Genomic DNA, 15,683 nt, shown 5'->3' on the forward strand with positions numbered 1-15,683 from the left:
GAGCTCAGGGCCGCTGACAGGCGGGGCACCAGAAGAGGTTGCGGGCGGCGAGGTCGGCGGTGCGGATCTCGCCGCCACAGATGTGGCAGGGCAGGTGGGCCCTGCGGTAGACGTACACCTCGCCGCCGTGGTCGTCGACGCGCGGCGGGCGGCCCATCGCCTCGGGGGTGTGCTCCGGGCGGACGGTGTCGATGCGGTTGTGGCGGACGCCCTCGCGCATGAGCGCGACCAGGTCGGCCCAGATCGCGTCCCACTGGGCCGGGCGGATGTCCCGGCCCGCGCGGTACGGGTCGATGCCGTGCCGGAAGAGGACCTCGGCGCGGTAGACGTTGCCCACGCCGGCGATGACCTTCTGGTCCATGAGGAGCGCGGCGATCGTCGTACGGCTGCGGCTGATCCTGCGGTACGCCCGGGCCGGATCGGCGTCCGGGCGGAGCGGGTCGGGGCCGAGCCGGTCGTGTACCGCCCGCTTCTCGCCGTCCGTGATCAGGGCGCAGGTGGCGGGGCCGCGCAGATCGACGTACGAGGTGTCGTCGGCGAGGCGGAGGCGGACGGTGTCCGTGGGCGGCGGCGCCGGGGCCGGGCCGAAGGTGACCTTGCCGAACAGCCCCAGGTGGATGTGGACCCAGTCGGCGTGTTCGGGCTCGGGCTCCGCGAAACCGAGGAAGAGGTGCTTGCCGTGGGCGTCGGTGGCGTGCAGCGGGGTGCGGTCGAGCAGGGCGGCGGCGTCGCTGAACTTGCCCTGGGGGCTGGTCACGCGGAGGGGGCCGCCGGTCACGAAGGCCTCGGCGTAGTCCTTGGCCAGCCGGTGGATCGTGTGACCCTCGGGCACGGGCCCCCCTCGCTCGCTCTTCTTCCTCGCCCTGGCGGGCCGCCGTCTACCGCTGGGGGTGGTGGGCCGGGACCGGGGGGAGGTCGCCGTCGGTCTCGTAACCGGAGAGCATGCCGATCCGGCGGATGTGACGCTCGTCACCGGAGAACGGCGTACTCAGGAAGATCTCGACGAACTTCGTCGCCTCGTCCCGGCTGTGCATGCGCGCGCCCACCGCGACCACGTTGGCGTCGTTGTGCTGACGGCCGAGTGCCGCCGTCTCCTCGCTCCACGCCAGGGCCGCCCGTACGCCCTTGACCTTGTTGGCGGCCATCTGCTCGCCGTTGCCGGAGCCGCCGATCACGATGCCGAGAGCGTCCGGGTCCGCGGCGGTCCGCTCCGCAGCGCGCAGGCAGAAGGGCGGGTAGTCGTCCTGGGCGTCGTAGATGTGCGGGCCGCAGTCGACGGGCTCATGGCCCGCTTCCCGGAGCCAGTCGACGAGGTGGTTCTTGAATTCGTAGCCCGCATGGTCGGAGCCGAGGTACACGCGCATGCGACGAGTGTGACACGGCTGCCGCCGGGCGGCGGCGCGGGGTGGGCGAAGGGGGTGCGGGGGGACGCCCCGGCGGCCCCGCCGCTCCTCGGCACCGGCAACCAGCCGGTCGGCCGGTCGGTTCGGGAGCGGATGAACCGCCGAGGACCGGGCCGGCCGGACAGCCCGCACTGCTGGGGGCAGCCGCCCCCTCGACGGTCACGGCCGGGGCGGCCGCGCTGTTGGTCCTCGCGCCGACGGGCCCGGTCCGGGACCCCGTGGATCCGGTGCCACCACGAGCGGAGGCTCGCCGCCGACCACGAGCGGCGAGCCTCCTCCGCGGAAGCCGTCAGGCGGTCACCGCTTGTCGGCGAACTTCCAGGCCGTCGGCAGCACACCCATCGCCAGCGCCGCCTTCAGGGCGTCACCGATGAGGAACGGGGTCAGACCGGCCGCGATGGCGGCGGAGGCGGACATACCGGTGGCGAGGGCCAGGTAGGGCACGCCGACGGCGTAGATGACCGCGGAGCCGAGCAGCATGGTGCCCGCCGTCCGCCAGACGGAGCGGTCGGCGCCGCGGCGGGCGAGCGCGCCCACGACGACGGCGGCCAGCAGCATGCCGAGGATGTAGCCGAAGGACGGCATCCCCATTCCCGACCTGCCCTCCGCGAACCACGGCACACCGGCCATGCCCACCAGCGCGTACACCGCGAGGGAGGCGAAGCCGCGGCGGGCGCCGAGGGTGGTGCCGACGAGCAGCGCCGCGAAGGTCTGGCCGGTCACCGGTATCGGGGAGCCGGGGACGGGCACCGCGATCTGGGCGGCGAGGCCGGTGAACGCGGCACCGCCGAACACCAACGCGGCGTCCCGGACGCGGGAGGCCGGGACGAGGTCGGCGAGGACCTGACCGGGTCGGGCGGACGTGACGGAAGCGGTGCTCATGGGGTCTCCGCGGAGGTGAGGGCGGTTGGGGACACCGCGACGCTATACCGGTGCCCCCGCGTCGATCACCGTCAGCGTTCGACAAAGGCGCGAACGGGGGCTTGGTGGGCTCCGGACAAAGAACAGAGGTAAGCGGGAACAGGGGGTGACGCCGGTCACTGAGGTGAGGTGGCGTCGCCGACACACGGCGCGGGAACGGCGGCTGTAGGGAATCACCAAACCGGCGGCCCGGCACCGCGGGCGCCCCGCCGCCCCCGGCCGCCGTCCGGAGCACGAGCCGATGGTGGGCGGGGACGCGGTCGCGCACGCGGTCGAGGGGACGCCTCGCACCGGGGGTCGTGACGTGACACCGTCCCGCAGGTAAGCGGACCATCACCCTCCGCATAGCCGTCGTCCGCATCGTGGACGGCCTCCCCCGGGCCGCGAGGGGGCCGCCCACACTGGGCGGCGTTTTGTCTCCTCCCGCATTGGACCAGCCGCGCCCATGCCCAGCACCACCACCGAGACGCCCCCGAAGCCGGACGGCACCTCCCTCTCACACGGCCTGAAGCAGCGCCATCTGTCGATGATCGCCCTCGGCGGGGTGATCGGTGCCGGCCTGTTCGTCGGCTCCGGCGCCGGTATCGCCGCCGCCGGACCGTCCATCGTCCTCGCCTACACCCTCTCCGGCCTCCTGGTGATGCTGGTGATGCGGATGCTGGGCGAGATGTCCGCCGCCCGTCCCTCCTCGGGTTCCTTCTCCGCGCACGCCGAGCGGGCCATCGGCCCCTGGGCGGGGTTCACCGCGGGCTGGGCGTTCTGGGTCCTGCTGTGCACGGCGGTGGGCCTGGAGGGCATCGGCGCCGCGAAGATCATGACCGGCTGGCTGCCGGGCACGCCGGAGTGGGCGTGGGTGGCCCTGTTCATGGTGGCCTTCTGCGGGACGAACCTCGCCGCGGTGAAGAACTTCGGCGAGTTCGAGTTCTGGTTCGCCGCCCTGAAGGTCGGCGCGATCACCCTGTTCCTCGGCCTCGGCGTCCTGGCCGTCGCGGGCGTGCTGCCGGGCACGGACTCCCCGGGCGCCTCCCATCTCACCGACTTGTTCCCGGGCGGCGGCGAGGGCCTGGTGATCGGGCTGCTCGCCTCCGTCTTCGCCTACGGCGGTCTGGAGACCGTGACCATCGCGGCGGCCGAGTCGGAGAACCCGGTCAAGGGCGTGGCGAGCGCGGTCCGTACGGCGATGTGGCGGATCGCGCTGTTCTACATCGGCTCGATGGCGGTCATCGTCACCCTGGTCCCGTGGGACTCCCCGGCGGTCGTCGAGGACGGCCCGTACGTCGCCGCCCTGGACAGCCTCGGCATCCCCGGCGCCGGCCAGCTGATGAACGTGGTGGTGCTGGTGGCACTGCTGTCCGCGATGAACGCCAACATCTACGGTGCCTCACGCATCGGCTACTCGCTGGTGGAGCGCGGGCAGGGGCCGAAGGCGCTGGGCCGGGTGTCGGGCGGGGTGCCGCGGATCGCCGTGCTCGCCTCCTCCGCGTTCGGCTTCCTGTGCGTGCTGCTGAGCTACTGGCGGCCGGACGACGTCTTCCCCTGGCTGCTGAACATGATCGGCGCGGTGATCCTGATCGTCTGGATCTTCATCGCCGTCTCCCAGCTGCGGCTGCGCCGCCGGCTCGAGCGCGAGGCGCCCGAGAGGCTCGCGGTGCGGATGTGGGCGTTCCCGTGGCTGACCTGGGTGGCGCTGGCCGGGATGGCGGCGGTCTTCGTACTCATGGCACGGGAGCCGGACACCCGGGTCCAGCTGTACGCGACGGGCGGGATGACGCTGACCCTGGCGGCGGTGGGCTACGCCCGGCAGCGGGCGCGCGCCCGGCGCTGACCGCCTCCCCGCACCCCGTGACGGCTCCCGCGTGGACACGGGGGAGCCGTTCCGTGCGCCCGGCGCTCACCGGACGGCCCTTTCTGTTGCTAGCGTGTAATTGCAAGTCGATCGCAATAAGCCGTCCTGCCTCGTGGCCGTCTTCTCACCGTTCACCCGGCAGGCGGAAATGGGGGAGCCCCCGTGGGGACGTGACCCACGGGGGCTTCCGGTACGCGGCATTCCGGGACATCGTGGCGCAATGGCGACACCCAGAACACTGACACTGAGCTGCTCGACATGCGGAGGCCGGCACCAGCACCGCCAGCTGACCGCGAAGGAAGAGGGCAGGGCCAAGGAGCAGCTCGGCCTCAGGGCCGTACACGACTTCTGGCTCTGCGAGAACGTGGTGGACCCCGCTACCGGCGAACGGTGCCGGACCCTGCGCAGGCACCTGAACGAGAAGCCGTTCCCCGGCCACGTCAAACTGCTGCCGCCGGACTGACCGTCACAGGTTGCTGAAGTCCGGCCCCTTCGTGCGGGTGCGCTTGATCTCGTAGAAGCCCGGTACGGAGGCCACCGCGAGGGTGCCGTCCCACAGCCGGGCGGCCTCCTCGCCCTTCGGGGCGGGGGTGACGACCGGGCCGAAGAAGGCGATCTCCTCGCCGTCGGGGCCGGGGACGGCGATGACGGGGGTCCCGACCTCCTGGCCCACCTTCTCGATGCCCTCCTTGTGGGAGGCGCGCAGCTGGGGCTCGTACGGGGTGGAGTCCCAGTGCTCCATGAGCGACTCGGGCAGACCGACGTCCTTCAGGGCGGCGGCGACCGTCTCCCTGCCCGGGCCCTCGTCCTGGTTGTGTATGCGGGTGCCGAGCGCGGTGTAGAGGTCGCCGAGCACCCCGGGGCCGTGCTCCTCCTGGGCCGCGATGACCACTCTCACCGGGCCCCAGGCCTTGACCTCGAGCATCTCGCGGTACTCCGCGGGGAGCTCGTCGAGCTTGTCCTCGTTGAGGACTGCGAGGCTCATCAGATGCCAGCGGACCTCGATGTCCCGCACCTTCTCCACCTCCCGCACCCAACGCGAGGTCATCCAGGCCCAGGGGCACAGCGGGTCGAACCAGAAGTCGACGGGCGTGGCGGAAGACGTGTCCGGCATGTCACTCCTCGTGAAGACGCTATCTCAGGGGGAGAACGCCGCTGCCCGCCCCGGCCATTCCCTGCTGCCCCGCGTCAGGGGCACATGGCAGGATCGGTGCTGTTCATCCATGACGACGACGCATGAGGAGTCCACCCGTGCCCGGTGAGAACCTGACCCGTGACGAGGCCCGGGAGCGGGCGGCCCTGCTGTCCGTCGACGGGTACAAGGTGTCCCTGGACCTGCGGTCGGCGGTCGGCGAGCACACCGGCGAGGGTCCTCGCACCTTCCGCTCCCTGACCACCGTGCGGTTCCGTTGCGCCGATCCGGGCGCGAGCAGCTTCGCGGACCTGATCGCCCCGGGTGTCACGGCCGTCTCCCTGAACGGGCGGGACCTCGACCCCGGCCAGGTCTTCGACGGCTCGCGGATCCTGCTGGAGGACCTCGCCGCCGAGAACGAACTGGTCGTCGACGCGGAGTGCGCCTACTCCCGCACCGGCGAGGGCATGCACCGCTTCGTCGACCCCGAGGACGGCGAGGTGTATCTGTACACGCAGTACGAGCCCGCCGACTCCCGTCGCGTCTTCGCCAATTTCGAGCAGCCCGACCTCAAGGCCCCCTACCGCTTCGAGGTGCGCGCGCCCGAGGGCTGGACGGTGTGGAGCAACGGCTCCGGTGAACTCGCCGACGGGGTGTGGCGGTTCGCGGAGACGAAGCCGATCTCCACGTACATCACCTGTGTCGTCGCGGGTCCGTACCACTACGTGACGGATTCCTACGAGCGGGAGTTCGAGGACGGCACCCGGCTGGAGATCCCGCTCGGCGCGATGTGCCGCAAGGGCCTCGCCCCGCACTTCGACGCCGACGACGTGTTCCTGGTGACCAGGCAGGGCCTGGACTTCTTCCACGACCACTTCGACTACCCGTACCCGTTCGGCAAGTACGACCAGGCCTTCGTGCCCGAGTACAACCTGGGCGCGATGGAGAACCCGGGGATGGTCACCTTCCGCGAGGAGTTCATCTTCCGCGGCAAGGTCACCCAGGCGTCGTACGAGGGCCGGGCGAACGTCATCCTGCACGAGATGGCGCACATGTGGTTCGGCGACCTGGTCACCATGGAGTGGTGGGACGACCTGTGGCTGAAGGAGTCCTTCGCGGACTTCATGGGCGCGTTCTCGCTGGTCGGCGCGACCCGTTTCACCGACGGCTGGATCACCTTCGCCAACCGCCGCAAGGCATGGGCGTACCGCGCGGACCAGCTGCCCTCCACGCACCCGATCACCGCGGACATCCGCGACCTCCAGGACGCCAAGCTCAACTTCGACGGCATCACGTACGCCAAGGGCGCCTCGGTGCTCAAGCAGCTGGTGGCGTACGTCGGCCAGGACGCGTTCCTGGAGGGTGCCCGGCGCTACTTCAAGCGGCACGCGTACGGCAACACCACCCTCGGTGATCTGCTGGCGGTCCTTGAGGAGACCAGCGGCCGGGACATGGGCGCCTGGGCCCGTTCCTGGCTGCAGACAGCGGGCGTCAACTCCCTCACCCCGCAGGTGCTGTTGAACGCAGACGGCCGGATCGACGAGCTGACGGTGCTGCAGGACGCCGCGGAGTCGCACCCCGAACTGCGCCCGCACCGCGTGGCGGTGGGCCTCTACCGGCGCACGGACTCCGGCACGCTGGAGCGGTACGCGCAGGCCGGGACGGACGTCGAGGGACCGCGCACGGTCGTGGCGGAGCTGGCGGGCGCCCCGGCGCCGGAGCTGGTCCTGGTCAACGACGACGACCTGACGTACTGCAAGACGCGCTTCGACGACACGTCGCTGGCGGCGCTGCGCGAGAACCTGGGCTCGCTGACCGATCCGCTCGCCCGTGCGCTGTGCTGGTCGGCGCTGTGGAACATGACGCGGGACGCGCTGCTGCCGGCCCGGGAGTTCATCGAGCTGGTGCTGAGGTTCGCGGGCCGCGAGTCCGACATCGGCGTGCTGCAGATGCTGCACGCGTGGGCGCAGTCGGCCGCGGTGCACTACACCGCGCCCGAGCACCGTGAGCAGGCCGGGCGCCGGCTCGCCGAAGGCGCCTCGGCCGAGCTGCGGGCCGCCGGGGCGGGCAGTGAGCAGCAGCTGGCGTGGGCGAGGTTCTTCGCCCGCACGGCGGAGGCGCCGGCCGACTTCGAGCTGCTGACCTCGCTCCTCGACGGCACGGTGACCCTGCCGGGGCTCACGGTGGACCAGGAGCTGCGCTGGGCCTTCCTGGAGCCGCTGACCGCCCACGGCGCGGCGGACGAGAAGCGGCTGGACGAGGAGCTGGCCCGGGACGACACCGCCTCGGGCAAGCGGCACCACGTGCGCTGTCTGGCCACGCGGCCGTCGGCGGCGGTCAAGGCGCAGTGCTGGGCCCAGGTCGTGGAGTCGGACGCGCTGTCCAACGCGCTGGTGGAGGCGACGATCGCGGGCTTCGCCCAGCCGTCCCAGCGGGAGCTGCTCGCGCCGTACGCGGAGCGGTACTTCGCGGCGATCGAGCGGGTGTGGACCGAGCGGTCGATCCAGATCGGCATGGACGTGGTCCAGGACCTGTTCCCCTCCTTCCTGGACTCGCGGGCGACGCTGGACGCGACGGACGCCTGGCTCGCCTCCCACGAGGACGCGGCGCCCGCCCTGCGCCGCCTGGTCCTGGAGTCCCGCGACGACCTGGCGCGGGCGCTGCGCGGCCAGGAGTGCGACGAGGCGGCCGCCGGCCGCTGAGGGGAGTGGGGCGCTGCCTTCGGCCCCGGCGTGCGGGTGGGCCGGTGGTCGCTCGCGCAGTTCCCCGCGCCCCCGGAAGGGGCCGCAGAGCCTTGGCCTGCGATTCAGCGTTCCGTCATCGTTACGGAATGCGGCACACGGCAGCCGTAACCCCTGGCCGCAGCCGAGCGGACCAGGGGTTATCGGTATCCGAACAGGCGTCCTTCAGAGCGCGCTTGTCCCCATTTGTCGACGAGCGTGTAACACGGGTTCAAGGGCTGCCGGCAGGCGGGAAATTGCCGGTCATGAACCACAACACCCCGCTCTCCCCCCGCCCCCTGCACCACCTCTCCACCAGCGCCGGACGCCGCGTCCTGACCCACACACAGCTGCGCGCCCACGGCGTCTCGGCGGCGGAGACCACCGAGCAGTGCCGCTCCGGAGGGCCCTGGCAGCAGCTGCTGCCCGGCGTGGTCCTGCTCCACCCGGGCCCGCCGACCAGCGAGGAGCGGCTGCACGCGGTACTGGTGTACGCGGCACGGGAGCAGGCCGTGGGCGTCCCCGTCCAGCCCGGCACGGACCAGCCGCCCGCCTCCCCCTACGGCGAGGCGATGATCACCGGGCTCGCGGCACTGACCCTGCACGGCTTCGCCTCCGCTCCCCCGCTGCCGTCCCTCGAGGTCCTCGACGTCCTGGTCCCGCGGCTGCGCCGGCTGCGCTCGACGGGCCCGGCCCGGATCGTGCGCACCCCGTCCCTGCCGGTCCCGGAGCAGGTCACGGGCCTGCCGGTGGCTCCGGTACCGCGCGCGCTGGCCGACGCGGTGGCGGTGCTGGAGGACGCGGCCGCCGTCCGCCGGCTGCTGACGGAGGCGGTACGCGGCCGCCACTGCGACCCGGCGGCGGTGGTGCGGGAGCTGACCGGCGCGAAGCTGCTCAACCGGCCGCACGTGGTGGACGCGGTGGACGCGCTGCTGGCCGAGGGCCGGGCGCTGGCCGAGGCCCGGCTGTACCGGATGGTGCGCGACCACGGCCTGCCACAACCGTGCTGGAACGTCGACCTGCGGCTTCCGGGCGGCCCCCACCTCGGCGGCCTCGACGCGTACTGGCCGGAGCAGGCGGTGGCGGTGGAACTCGACACCCGCGCGCCCCGCCCCGGCCGGCGCCCCGAGGACGACGCCGCGTGGACGGAGCACACCCGCAAGCGCGAGCATCTGGAACGCCTCGGCATCACGGTCGTCCACCTCACCCCGCGGGGGCTGCGCGACGCCGCGGAGCAGCAGGCGGCGGTGGTCCACACGGCCCTGACGGCCGCGGCGGACCGCGACCCGGCGGCGTACGTCGTCGTCCTGCCCCGGTAGGTCATCCGGTAAGGCTCTGGAGCGGTCGTGGTGATGTCCGCCCACGACGGTATGCCGATCGCCGCCGACTGCGACATCGGCGACGGCTGGTGAACCCGGCCGGCCGGGACGCCGCCCGTCACGGTGTACCGGCGGTCCCCCTGGCTACCCCTGCGCCGGCTCCGCCCGTCCCGTCGGCGGGCGTTCGCGCCACAGCCGCAGGGCGATGTCGATCAGGGGCACACGGACCAGGCCGGGCACGGCGTCGACCGGCTGCCAGGCGGCCAGTTCGGTGGAGCCGCCGATCTCGTTGCGCAGCTCCCCGCCGGTGACCCGGCCCTCGTAGACCAGCCGGAGGCCCTGCTGGTCGACCGGGCGGCCGAAGCGGCCGGGCAGCGTGTGCCGGTGGGAGTCCACGCCCAGCAGACCGGTGACCTCGATCAGGTGGCCGGTCTCCTCCTCGACCTCCCGGCGCACGGTGTCGTAGGGGTCCTCGCCGTGCTCCATGCCGCCGCCCGGCAGCACCCACTCGGAGACACCGCCGGGGCCGGGGGACCGGGCGAGCAGGAGCTGTCCGTCGCGTATCACCACGGCGTAGGCCGCCACCCTCAACTTCTGTCGCATCAAGGGACGTTAACCCCCGGCGGGTCCGTCACGCCCGCCCCGCCCGCCGGCGACGGTCCGGAAACGGGCCGGCACCCCGTGCGCACATCGGAAACCCCGGCTCCGCACCCGCAAGGGTGACTTGTCGGCTTCGGGCCCCAATTCCCCATAAGCGCATCGGGGGTTTTCCCCACACCTCCATTTCCTTCCCGCCAACCCTCGCCAAACATCACCCCTTGCGTAAGGCTCAACGATCGTCCGGCACTGCCTTCCGGACCGTCGCGACCAGGGTCGATCGGCTCCGGTCGCTCGCGATCGTTCCTTTACTTACAAGGGATGCCGATGACCCACTCTCCCCACCGTGACTCCATATCGGGCACCAGACGTGTGGCCCGTACAGCCGTGGCCGCCGGTCTCGTCGCCGCACTCTCCGCGGCCGGACCGGTCACGCTGGCGTCCGCCGCCGACACCCCGGCCGCCGCGCCGGCCGACGCCAACGTCAAGTCCGCGCACGACAAGCTCGGTTCACACGACGCGGATCTGCTCGCCGAGGCCAAGGCCGACGGCGCCAAGCACGTCACGATGATGATCGCCACCGCTCCCGGACAGACCGCGCAGGTCGCCGGACAGCTGGACGCGGTCAAGGGCGGCTCGGTCGGCCGGACCGACGACAAGCTCGGCTATGTCCGTGCCACCGTCCCGACCGGCAAGGCCGACGCGGCGATCGCCGCCGCCACCAAGCTCTCCTCCGTGCACGGCGTCGACCTGCGCGACGAGATCCCGCTGGACGATCCCACGCCCAGCGCGGACACCACGCGGCACGCCAAGGGCAAGGGGAAGGGGAAGGGCAGGACCTACCCCGGTCCCGACCGGCGGACGCCCGCGAAGAACCCGTACAACCCGTCCTTCGAGACCGGCGCCGTCGAGTTCGTCGACGACAACCCGAGGGCGGACGGCCGCGGCGTCACCATCGGCATCCTCGACTCCGGCGTGGACCTCGGCCACCCCGCGCTGCAGAAGACCACCACCGGCGAGCGCAAGATCGTCGACTGGGTGACGGCGACCGACCCGATCGTGGACAACGACCGGACCTGGCGACCCATGGTCTCCTCCGTCTCCGGACCCACCTTCACCTACGGCGGCACGACCTGGACCGCCCCGGCGGGCAGCTACCAGATCAGCACCTTCCTGGAGTCGTACACCACCGGCGGCGACGCGAACGGCGACGCCAACCGCGACGGCGACACCACCGATTCCTGGGGCATGCTCTACGACGCCGCCGCGGGCACGGTCCGCGTCGACCTGAACAACAACCAGGACTTCTCCGACGACACCCCGATGAAGCCGTACAAGGACGGTTTCCAGATCGGGTACTTCGGCACCGACGACCCGAAGACCGACGTCGTCGAACGCCAGCCGTTCGTCGTGGAGATCCGCGAGGACGTCCCGATGGACCCCTACGGCGGCGACTGGATCGGCCAGAAGGCCGACTTCGTCAACATCGGTGTCATCGAGGGCTCGCACGGTTCCCACGTCGCCGGCATCACCGCCGCCAACGGCCTGTTCGGCGGGCGGATGGACGGCGCCGCCCCCGGCGCGAAGCTCGTCTCCTCGCGCGCCTGCACCTGGTCCGGCGGCTGCACCAACGTGGCGCTCACCGAGGGCATGATCGACCTCGTCACCCAGCGCGGCGTCGACATCGTCAACATGTCCATCGGCGGTCTGCCGGCGCTCAACGACGGCAACAACGCCCGCGTGGAGCTGTACAACCGCCTCATCGACACCTACGGCGTCCAGCTGGTCATCTCCGCGGGCAACTCCGGCCCCGGCGCCAACACCATCGGCGACCCCGCCCTGGCGGACAAGGTCATCTCCGTCGGCGCGACCGTCTCCAAGGAGACGTGGGCCGCCAACTACGGCTCCGAGGTGCGCACCAAGTACGACATGATGCCGTTCTCCTCGCGCGGTCCGCGTGAGGACGGCGGCTTCACGCCGACGCTGGTCGCCCCCGGCGCCGCGATCAACACCATCCAGACGTGGGCACCGGGCGCCCCGGTCGCCGAGGCCGGCTACGACCTCCCGGCCGGCTACGGCATGCTGCAGGGCACCTCGATGGCCTCCCCGCAGGCCACCGGCGCCGCCGCGCTGCTGCTGTCCGCCGCGAAGCAGAAGCGCATCGACCTCACCCCGGCGAAGCTGCGCACCGCTCTCACCTCCACCGCCGAGCACATCAAGGGTGTGCAGGCCTACGAGGAGGGCGCCGGCCTCATCGACATCGAGGACGCCTGGGACGCCATCCGTGACGGTGCCACCGCGCACCGGTACGAGGTGAAGGCGCCGGTCGACACCGCGATCGACCAGTTCCTGAAGACCCCCGGCTTCGGCACCGGCCTGTACGACCGTGAGGGCGGCCTCAAGGCCGGCCAGAAGAAGACGTACGACATCACGATCACCCGTACGTCCGGCCCCGATCGCGCCCTGCGGCACGAACTGGACCTCGAGAACAACGAGGGCCGCACCTTCCGCATCCTGGGCGACGACGACATCCGGCTGCCGCTGAACAAGCCGGTGACCGTCAGGGTCCAGGCCGCGCCCGGCTCGGCCGGCATCAAGAGCGCGATCCTGGAGGTCGACGACCCGCGCACCGAGGGTGTCGACCGGCAGATCCTGAACACCGTGGTCGTCTCGGCGCCGCTGAAGTACACCTTCTCCGCGTCCGGCAAGGCCCAGCGCAACAGCAGCACCTCCTACTTCGTCACCGTGCCGGAGGGCGCGAGGACGCTGGAGATCGCGATGAGCGGGCTGAAGGCCACCAGCCAGACCCGGTTCGTCGCCATCCACCCGTACGGCGTCCCGGCCGACCCGACGTCGACGGTCAACTGCTACCCGAACTACGACAACCCGGCCAACACCTGCCGCCCCGACGTGCGTTCGTACGCGAACCCGCAGCCGGGCGTCTGGGAGATCGAGGTCGAGTCGCGCCGTACGTCGCCGCTGCTCGACAACCCGTACAAGCTGGACGTCGCCGTGCTCGGCGCGGCCTTCGACCCGGAGACCGTGACGGTGCCCGAGGCGAAGATCGGCACTCCGGCCACCGCCTCCTGGACGGTGACCAACGAGCTCGCCGCCCTGAAGGGCAAGCTGGTGGGCGGCCCGCTCGGCTCGTCCAAGACCGACCGGCCGGCCATCGGCACGGGTGACACCCACACGACGACGGTCGAGGTGCCCGAGGGCGCCGCCTCCCTCGACGTGGCCATCGGCAACGTCTCCGACACCGCCGCCGACCTGGACCTGGCCGTCTACGACCAGGCCGGCAACCCCGTCGCCCAGTCGGCCGACGGCGACTCGGAGGAGTCGGTGTCCATCGCCTCCCCGGCGGCCGGCACGTACACCATCGAGGTGGTCGGCTACTCGGTCCCGGCCGGTTCGACGGACTACGACTACCTGGACGTGTTCTTCTCCACCACCCTCGGTACCGTCACGGTCGACGGTTCCGCGCCGGTGCAGCTGGGCACCGGCGACTCGGCCACCGTCTCCGGCGACGTCACCGTCGCTGCGGCGGCCCCCGAGGGACGCGCGTTCTTCGGCCGCGTGCAGCTGGTGAACGAGCGCGGCACCGTCGCGGGCCTCGGCAACGTGGCGATCGAGAAGGTCGTCCCGTAAGCGGCTGACCTGTGAGTGACGGAGGGCGGGCGTCCGTACGGGCGCCCGCCCTCTCGTCGTGCTCACCCGCAGGTCAGGGTGCGCGGCTGCGGGACCGAGGCGTACGTCACACCTCCGTGTGGGCGACGGCGAACCGGGCAGGGAACCTTGCGGTCCGCGACCCCCGGTGGCCGACTTTCTCCTGGTCAGCGGGGTGACGGCCGTAGCTCCGCCATCCGCGCGCGCCGCCCTGCCGTCCCAGTGGGCGGGCAGAGCGGCAAAGGATTGGACAGGCGGGCCGTGGTCGGCCGCATCATGGAAGAGCCTCGGCCAGGCACATCAGGTACGTATCAGGACGCAGTAGGGAGTCAGCGTGAGGGTCGGAATCGTCGGAGCCACCGGTCAGGTGGGCACGGTCATGCTCAGGATTCTCAAGGAGCGCGACTTCCCGGTCACGGAGCTGCGTCTGTTCGCGTCGGCCCGCTCGGCCGGCACGGAGCTGGACGGCGTGACGGTGGAGGACGCCTCCGCCGCCGACTACAGCGGCCTGGACATCGTGCTGTTCTCCGCGGGCGGCGCGACCTCGAAGGCGCTGGCCGAGAAGGTCGCCGCGCAGGGCCCCGTCGTGATCGACAACTCCTCCGCCTGGCGCAAGGACCCCGAGGTCCCCCTCGTCGTCTCCGAGGTCAACCCGCACGCCATCGCGAACCGTCCCAAGGGCATCATCGCCAACCCGAACTGCACGACGATGGCCGCGATGCCGGTGCTGCGTCCGCTGCACGCGGAGGCGGGCCTGGAGGCGCTGGTCGTCGCCACGTACCAGGCGGTGTCCGGTTCCGGTCTCGCGGGCGTGGCGGAGCTGCACGGCCAGGCGCAGAAGGTGATCGACGAGGCCGACAGGCTGACCCACGACGGCTCGGCGGTCGACTTCCCCGAGCCGGACGTCTACCAGCGCCCCATCGCCTTCAACGTGCTGCCACTGGCCGGGAACCTCGTCGACGACGGCCTGAACGAGACCGACGAGGAGCAGAAGCTCCGCAACGAGTCGCGCAAGATCCTGGACATCCCCGGGCTCAAGGTCTCCGGCACCTGTGTGCGCGTCCCGGTCTTCTCCGGGCACTCGCTGCAGATCAACGCCCGTTTCGCCCGCCCGATCAGCGCCGAGCGCGCGACCGAGCTGCTGGCCCAGGCCCCCGGCGTGGTCCTCACGGACATCCCCACCCCGCTCCAGGCCGCCGGCCAGGACGCGTCGTACGTGGGCCGCATCCGGCCCGACGAGACGGTCGACAACGGCCTCGCGCTGTTCGTCTCCAGCGACAACCTCCGCAAGGGCGCCGCGCTGAACGCGGTGCAGATCGCGGAGCTGGTCGCGGCCGAGCTCAAGGGCTGAGCGGGCCGACACACGTCGCGAGGGGCGGTCACCGGGTTCGGTGACCGCCCCTCGGCGCGTTCACCGCGCCAGATGCCGCCTCAGCGCCATATCGATCTCGGCCATCCGCTGCCGCGGGACCACACCGATCGGCCGCAGCAGCCGCTCCGGGGCCAGCACACGGATCTGCTCGCACTGCGCCTTGGAATCCTTCAGAAGCCCGCACTCTCCCGCGGGCAACAGCACCTGGAACGGGTAGACGCGTGACGTGTTCGTCGTCAGCGGCACCAGCGTGATCACACCCCGTCCGGCCCGCTCGACGGCCGTATTGGCGCCGTCGTTCGAGACGATGACGCCCGGACGCGCCGTGTTGGCCTCGCTGCCCCGGGCCGGCTCGTAGTCGACCAGATAGATGTCACCGCGCCTCATCGGACACTCCGTCCCCCGAGAAGCGGTCCCAGAACTGCGCGTCCTCGCTCTCGTCCCACTCGGCGAAGGCCTCCGTGTACTGCTGTTCGAGCTGTGCTTGCCGTAGCAGTTCGATCGCGGCGTGTATCACCGAGGACCGGGAAGCGGCATCCGTGCGGGCGGCGTACTCGTCGACGAAGGCGACATCCTCCTGCGACAGGCTCACACTGATCTTCATACACTTTGCGCCACCCAAGGTATGACCATCTCGGCCACCCGCACCCTGCCCCAGCGCGACCGGAGCCCCTCCTGCAGGCCCGACAGAGGGGTATCCCCATGGT

General features: G+C 71.7%; 13 protein-coding genes. 6 read left to right on the top strand and 7 right to left on the bottom strand.

Translation table 11 applies throughout. From position 1 onward, the window contains the following. Nucleotides 1-4: 4 nt before the first annotated feature. From HTV45_RS21705 to HTV45_RS21715, 3 genes are all read right to left on the bottom strand, one after another. Complete coding sequence (locus tag HTV45_RS21705; protein WP_215207499.1) at nt 5-832, bottom strand: DNA-formamidopyrimidine glycosylase family protein; 828 nt, start codon at nt 830-832, stop codon at nt 5-7. Nucleotides 833-878: 46 nt separating this feature from the next. Beyond that, a complete protein-coding gene (locus tag HTV45_RS21710) occupies nt 879-1,364 on the bottom strand; it encodes a ribose-5-phosphate isomerase (RefSeq protein WP_215207500.1) in 486 nt (161 codons plus the stop codon). Between the two features lie 336 nt (nt 1,365-1,700). Continuing rightward, nucleotides 1,701-2,285 carry a biotin transporter BioY gene (locus HTV45_RS21715; protein WP_215207501.1) on the bottom strand — a complete coding sequence of 195 codons (585 nt, stop codon included), beginning with the start codon at nt 2,283-2,285 and terminating at the stop codon, nt 1,701-1,703. A 484-nt stretch (nt 2,286-2,769) separates the two neighbouring features. Between HTV45_RS21715 and HTV45_RS21720 the strand changes: the two genes are divergently transcribed. Both HTV45_RS21720 and HTV45_RS21725 read left to right on the top strand, forming a co-directional pair. Beyond that, nucleotides 2,770-4,149 carry an amino acid permease gene (locus tag HTV45_RS21720; protein ID WP_215207502.1) on the top strand — a complete coding sequence of 460 codons (1,380 nt, stop codon included), beginning with the start codon at nt 2,770-2,772 and terminating at the stop codon, nt 4,147-4,149. Between the two features lie 241 nt (nt 4,150-4,390). Further along, a complete protein-coding gene (locus tag HTV45_RS21725; RefSeq protein ID WP_215207503.1) occupies nt 4,391-4,633 on the top strand; it encodes a hypothetical protein in 243 nt (80 codons plus the stop codon). Between the two features lie 3 nt (nt 4,634-4,636). Here HTV45_RS21725 and HTV45_RS21730 read toward each other — a convergent pair whose 3' ends face one another. Then, nucleotides 4,637-5,284, bottom strand: coding sequence for a DsbA family protein (locus HTV45_RS21730; protein WP_215207504.1), 648 nt, complete (start codon nt 5,282-5,284; stop codon nt 4,637-4,639). A 137-nt stretch (nt 5,285-5,421) separates the two neighbouring features. Between HTV45_RS21730 and pepN the strand changes: the two genes are divergently transcribed. Together pepN and HTV45_RS21740 are read left to right on the top strand one after the other, a co-directional pair. Beyond that, the gene (gene pepN, locus HTV45_RS21735) at nt 5,422-8,004 is read left to right on the top strand and encodes an aminopeptidase N (RefSeq protein ID WP_215207505.1); all 2,583 of its coding nucleotides are present in this window, start codon (nt 5,422-5,424) and stop codon (nt 8,002-8,004) included. A 284-nt stretch (nt 8,005-8,288) separates the two neighbouring features. Further along, nucleotides 8,289-9,341 carry a hypothetical protein gene (locus HTV45_RS21740; protein WP_215207506.1) on the top strand — a complete coding sequence of 351 codons (1,053 nt, stop codon included), beginning with the start codon at nt 8,289-8,291 and terminating at the stop codon, nt 9,339-9,341. A 144-nt stretch (nt 9,342-9,485) separates the two neighbouring features. On the opposite strand, the gene HTV45_RS21745 is transcribed toward HTV45_RS21740, so the two are convergent. Then, nucleotides 9,486-9,944, bottom strand: a complete 459-nt coding sequence (locus tag HTV45_RS21745; RefSeq protein ID WP_215207507.1) for an NUDIX hydrolase — start codon at nt 9,942-9,944, stop codon at nt 9,486-9,488. A gap of 321 nt (nt 9,945-10,265) precedes the next feature. On the opposite strand from HTV45_RS21745, the gene HTV45_RS21750 reads away from it, so the two are divergent. Both HTV45_RS21750 and HTV45_RS21755 read left to right on the top strand, forming a co-directional pair. Then, nucleotides 10,266-13,586, top strand: a complete 3,321-nt coding sequence (locus HTV45_RS21750) for a S8 family serine peptidase (protein ID WP_215207508.1) — start codon at nt 10,266-10,268, stop codon at nt 13,584-13,586. A gap of 352 nt (nt 13,587-13,938) precedes the next feature. Continuing rightward, nucleotides 13,939-14,955 (top strand): aspartate-semialdehyde dehydrogenase, encoded by a 1,017-nt coding sequence (locus HTV45_RS21755; protein WP_215207509.1) that lies wholly within the window; start codon nt 13,939-13,941, stop codon nt 14,953-14,955. Nucleotides 14,956-15,015: 60 nt separating this feature from the next. Here the strand turns inward: HTV45_RS21755 and HTV45_RS21760 are convergent, their stop codons facing one another. Together HTV45_RS21760 and HTV45_RS21765 are read right to left on the bottom strand one after the other, a co-directional pair. Continuing rightward, nucleotides 15,016-15,363, bottom strand: coding sequence for a type II toxin-antitoxin system PemK/MazF family toxin (locus HTV45_RS21760; protein WP_215207510.1), 348 nt, complete (start codon nt 15,361-15,363; stop codon nt 15,016-15,018). Then, nucleotides 15,350-15,580, bottom strand: a complete 231-nt coding sequence (locus tag HTV45_RS21765) for a ribbon-helix-helix domain-containing protein (RefSeq protein ID WP_215207511.1) — start codon at nt 15,578-15,580, stop codon at nt 15,350-15,352. Before HTV45_RS21765 ends, HTV45_RS21760 begins: the two co-directional genes overlap by 14 nt. Nucleotides 15,581-15,683: the final 103 nt, after the last annotated feature.

The sequence above is a fragment of the Streptomyces sp. CHD11 genome, assembly GCF_018638295.1.
In the GTDB taxonomy this organism is placed as follows: domain Bacteria; phylum Actinomycetota; class Actinomycetes; order Streptomycetales; family Streptomycetaceae; genus Streptomyces.

What these genes read in the sequence shown, in the direction of transcription:
- HTV45_RS21710 (WP_215207500.1), bottom strand. Translation starts at nt 1,364, where the DNA reads ATGCGCGTGTACCTCGGCTCCGACCATGCGGGCTACGAATTCAAGAAC.
- HTV45_RS21715 (WP_215207501.1), bottom strand. Translation starts at nt 2,285, where the DNA reads ATGAGCACCGCTTCCGTCACGTCCGCCCGACCCGGTCAGGTCCTCGCC.
- HTV45_RS21720 (WP_215207502.1), top strand. Translation starts at nt 2,770, where the DNA reads ATGCCCAGCACCACCACCGAGACGCCCCCGAAGCCGGACGGCACCTCC.
- HTV45_RS21725 (WP_215207503.1), top strand. Translation starts at nt 4,391, where the DNA reads ATGGCGACACCCAGAACACTGACACTGAGCTGCTCGACATGCGGAGGC.
- HTV45_RS21730 (WP_215207504.1), bottom strand. Translation starts at nt 5,284, where the DNA reads ATGCCGGACACGTCTTCCGCCACGCCCGTCGACTTCTGGTTCGACCCG.
- HTV45_RS21740 (WP_215207506.1), top strand. Translation starts at nt 8,289, where the DNA reads ATGAACCACAACACCCCGCTCTCCCCCCGCCCCCTGCACCACCTCTCC.
- HTV45_RS21745 (WP_215207507.1), bottom strand. Translation starts at nt 9,944, where the DNA reads ATGCGACAGAAGTTGAGGGTGGCGGCCTACGCCGTGGTGATACGCGAC.
- HTV45_RS21750 (WP_215207508.1), top strand. Translation starts at nt 10,266, where the DNA reads ATGACCCACTCTCCCCACCGTGACTCCATATCGGGCACCAGACGTGTG.
- HTV45_RS21760 (WP_215207510.1), bottom strand. Translation starts at nt 15,363, where the DNA reads ATGAGGCGCGGTGACATCTATCTGGTCGACTACGAGCCGGCCCGGGGC.
- HTV45_RS21765 (WP_215207511.1), bottom strand. Translation starts at nt 15,580, where the DNA reads ATGAAGATCAGTGTGAGCCTGTCGCAGGAGGATGTCGCCTTCGTCGAC.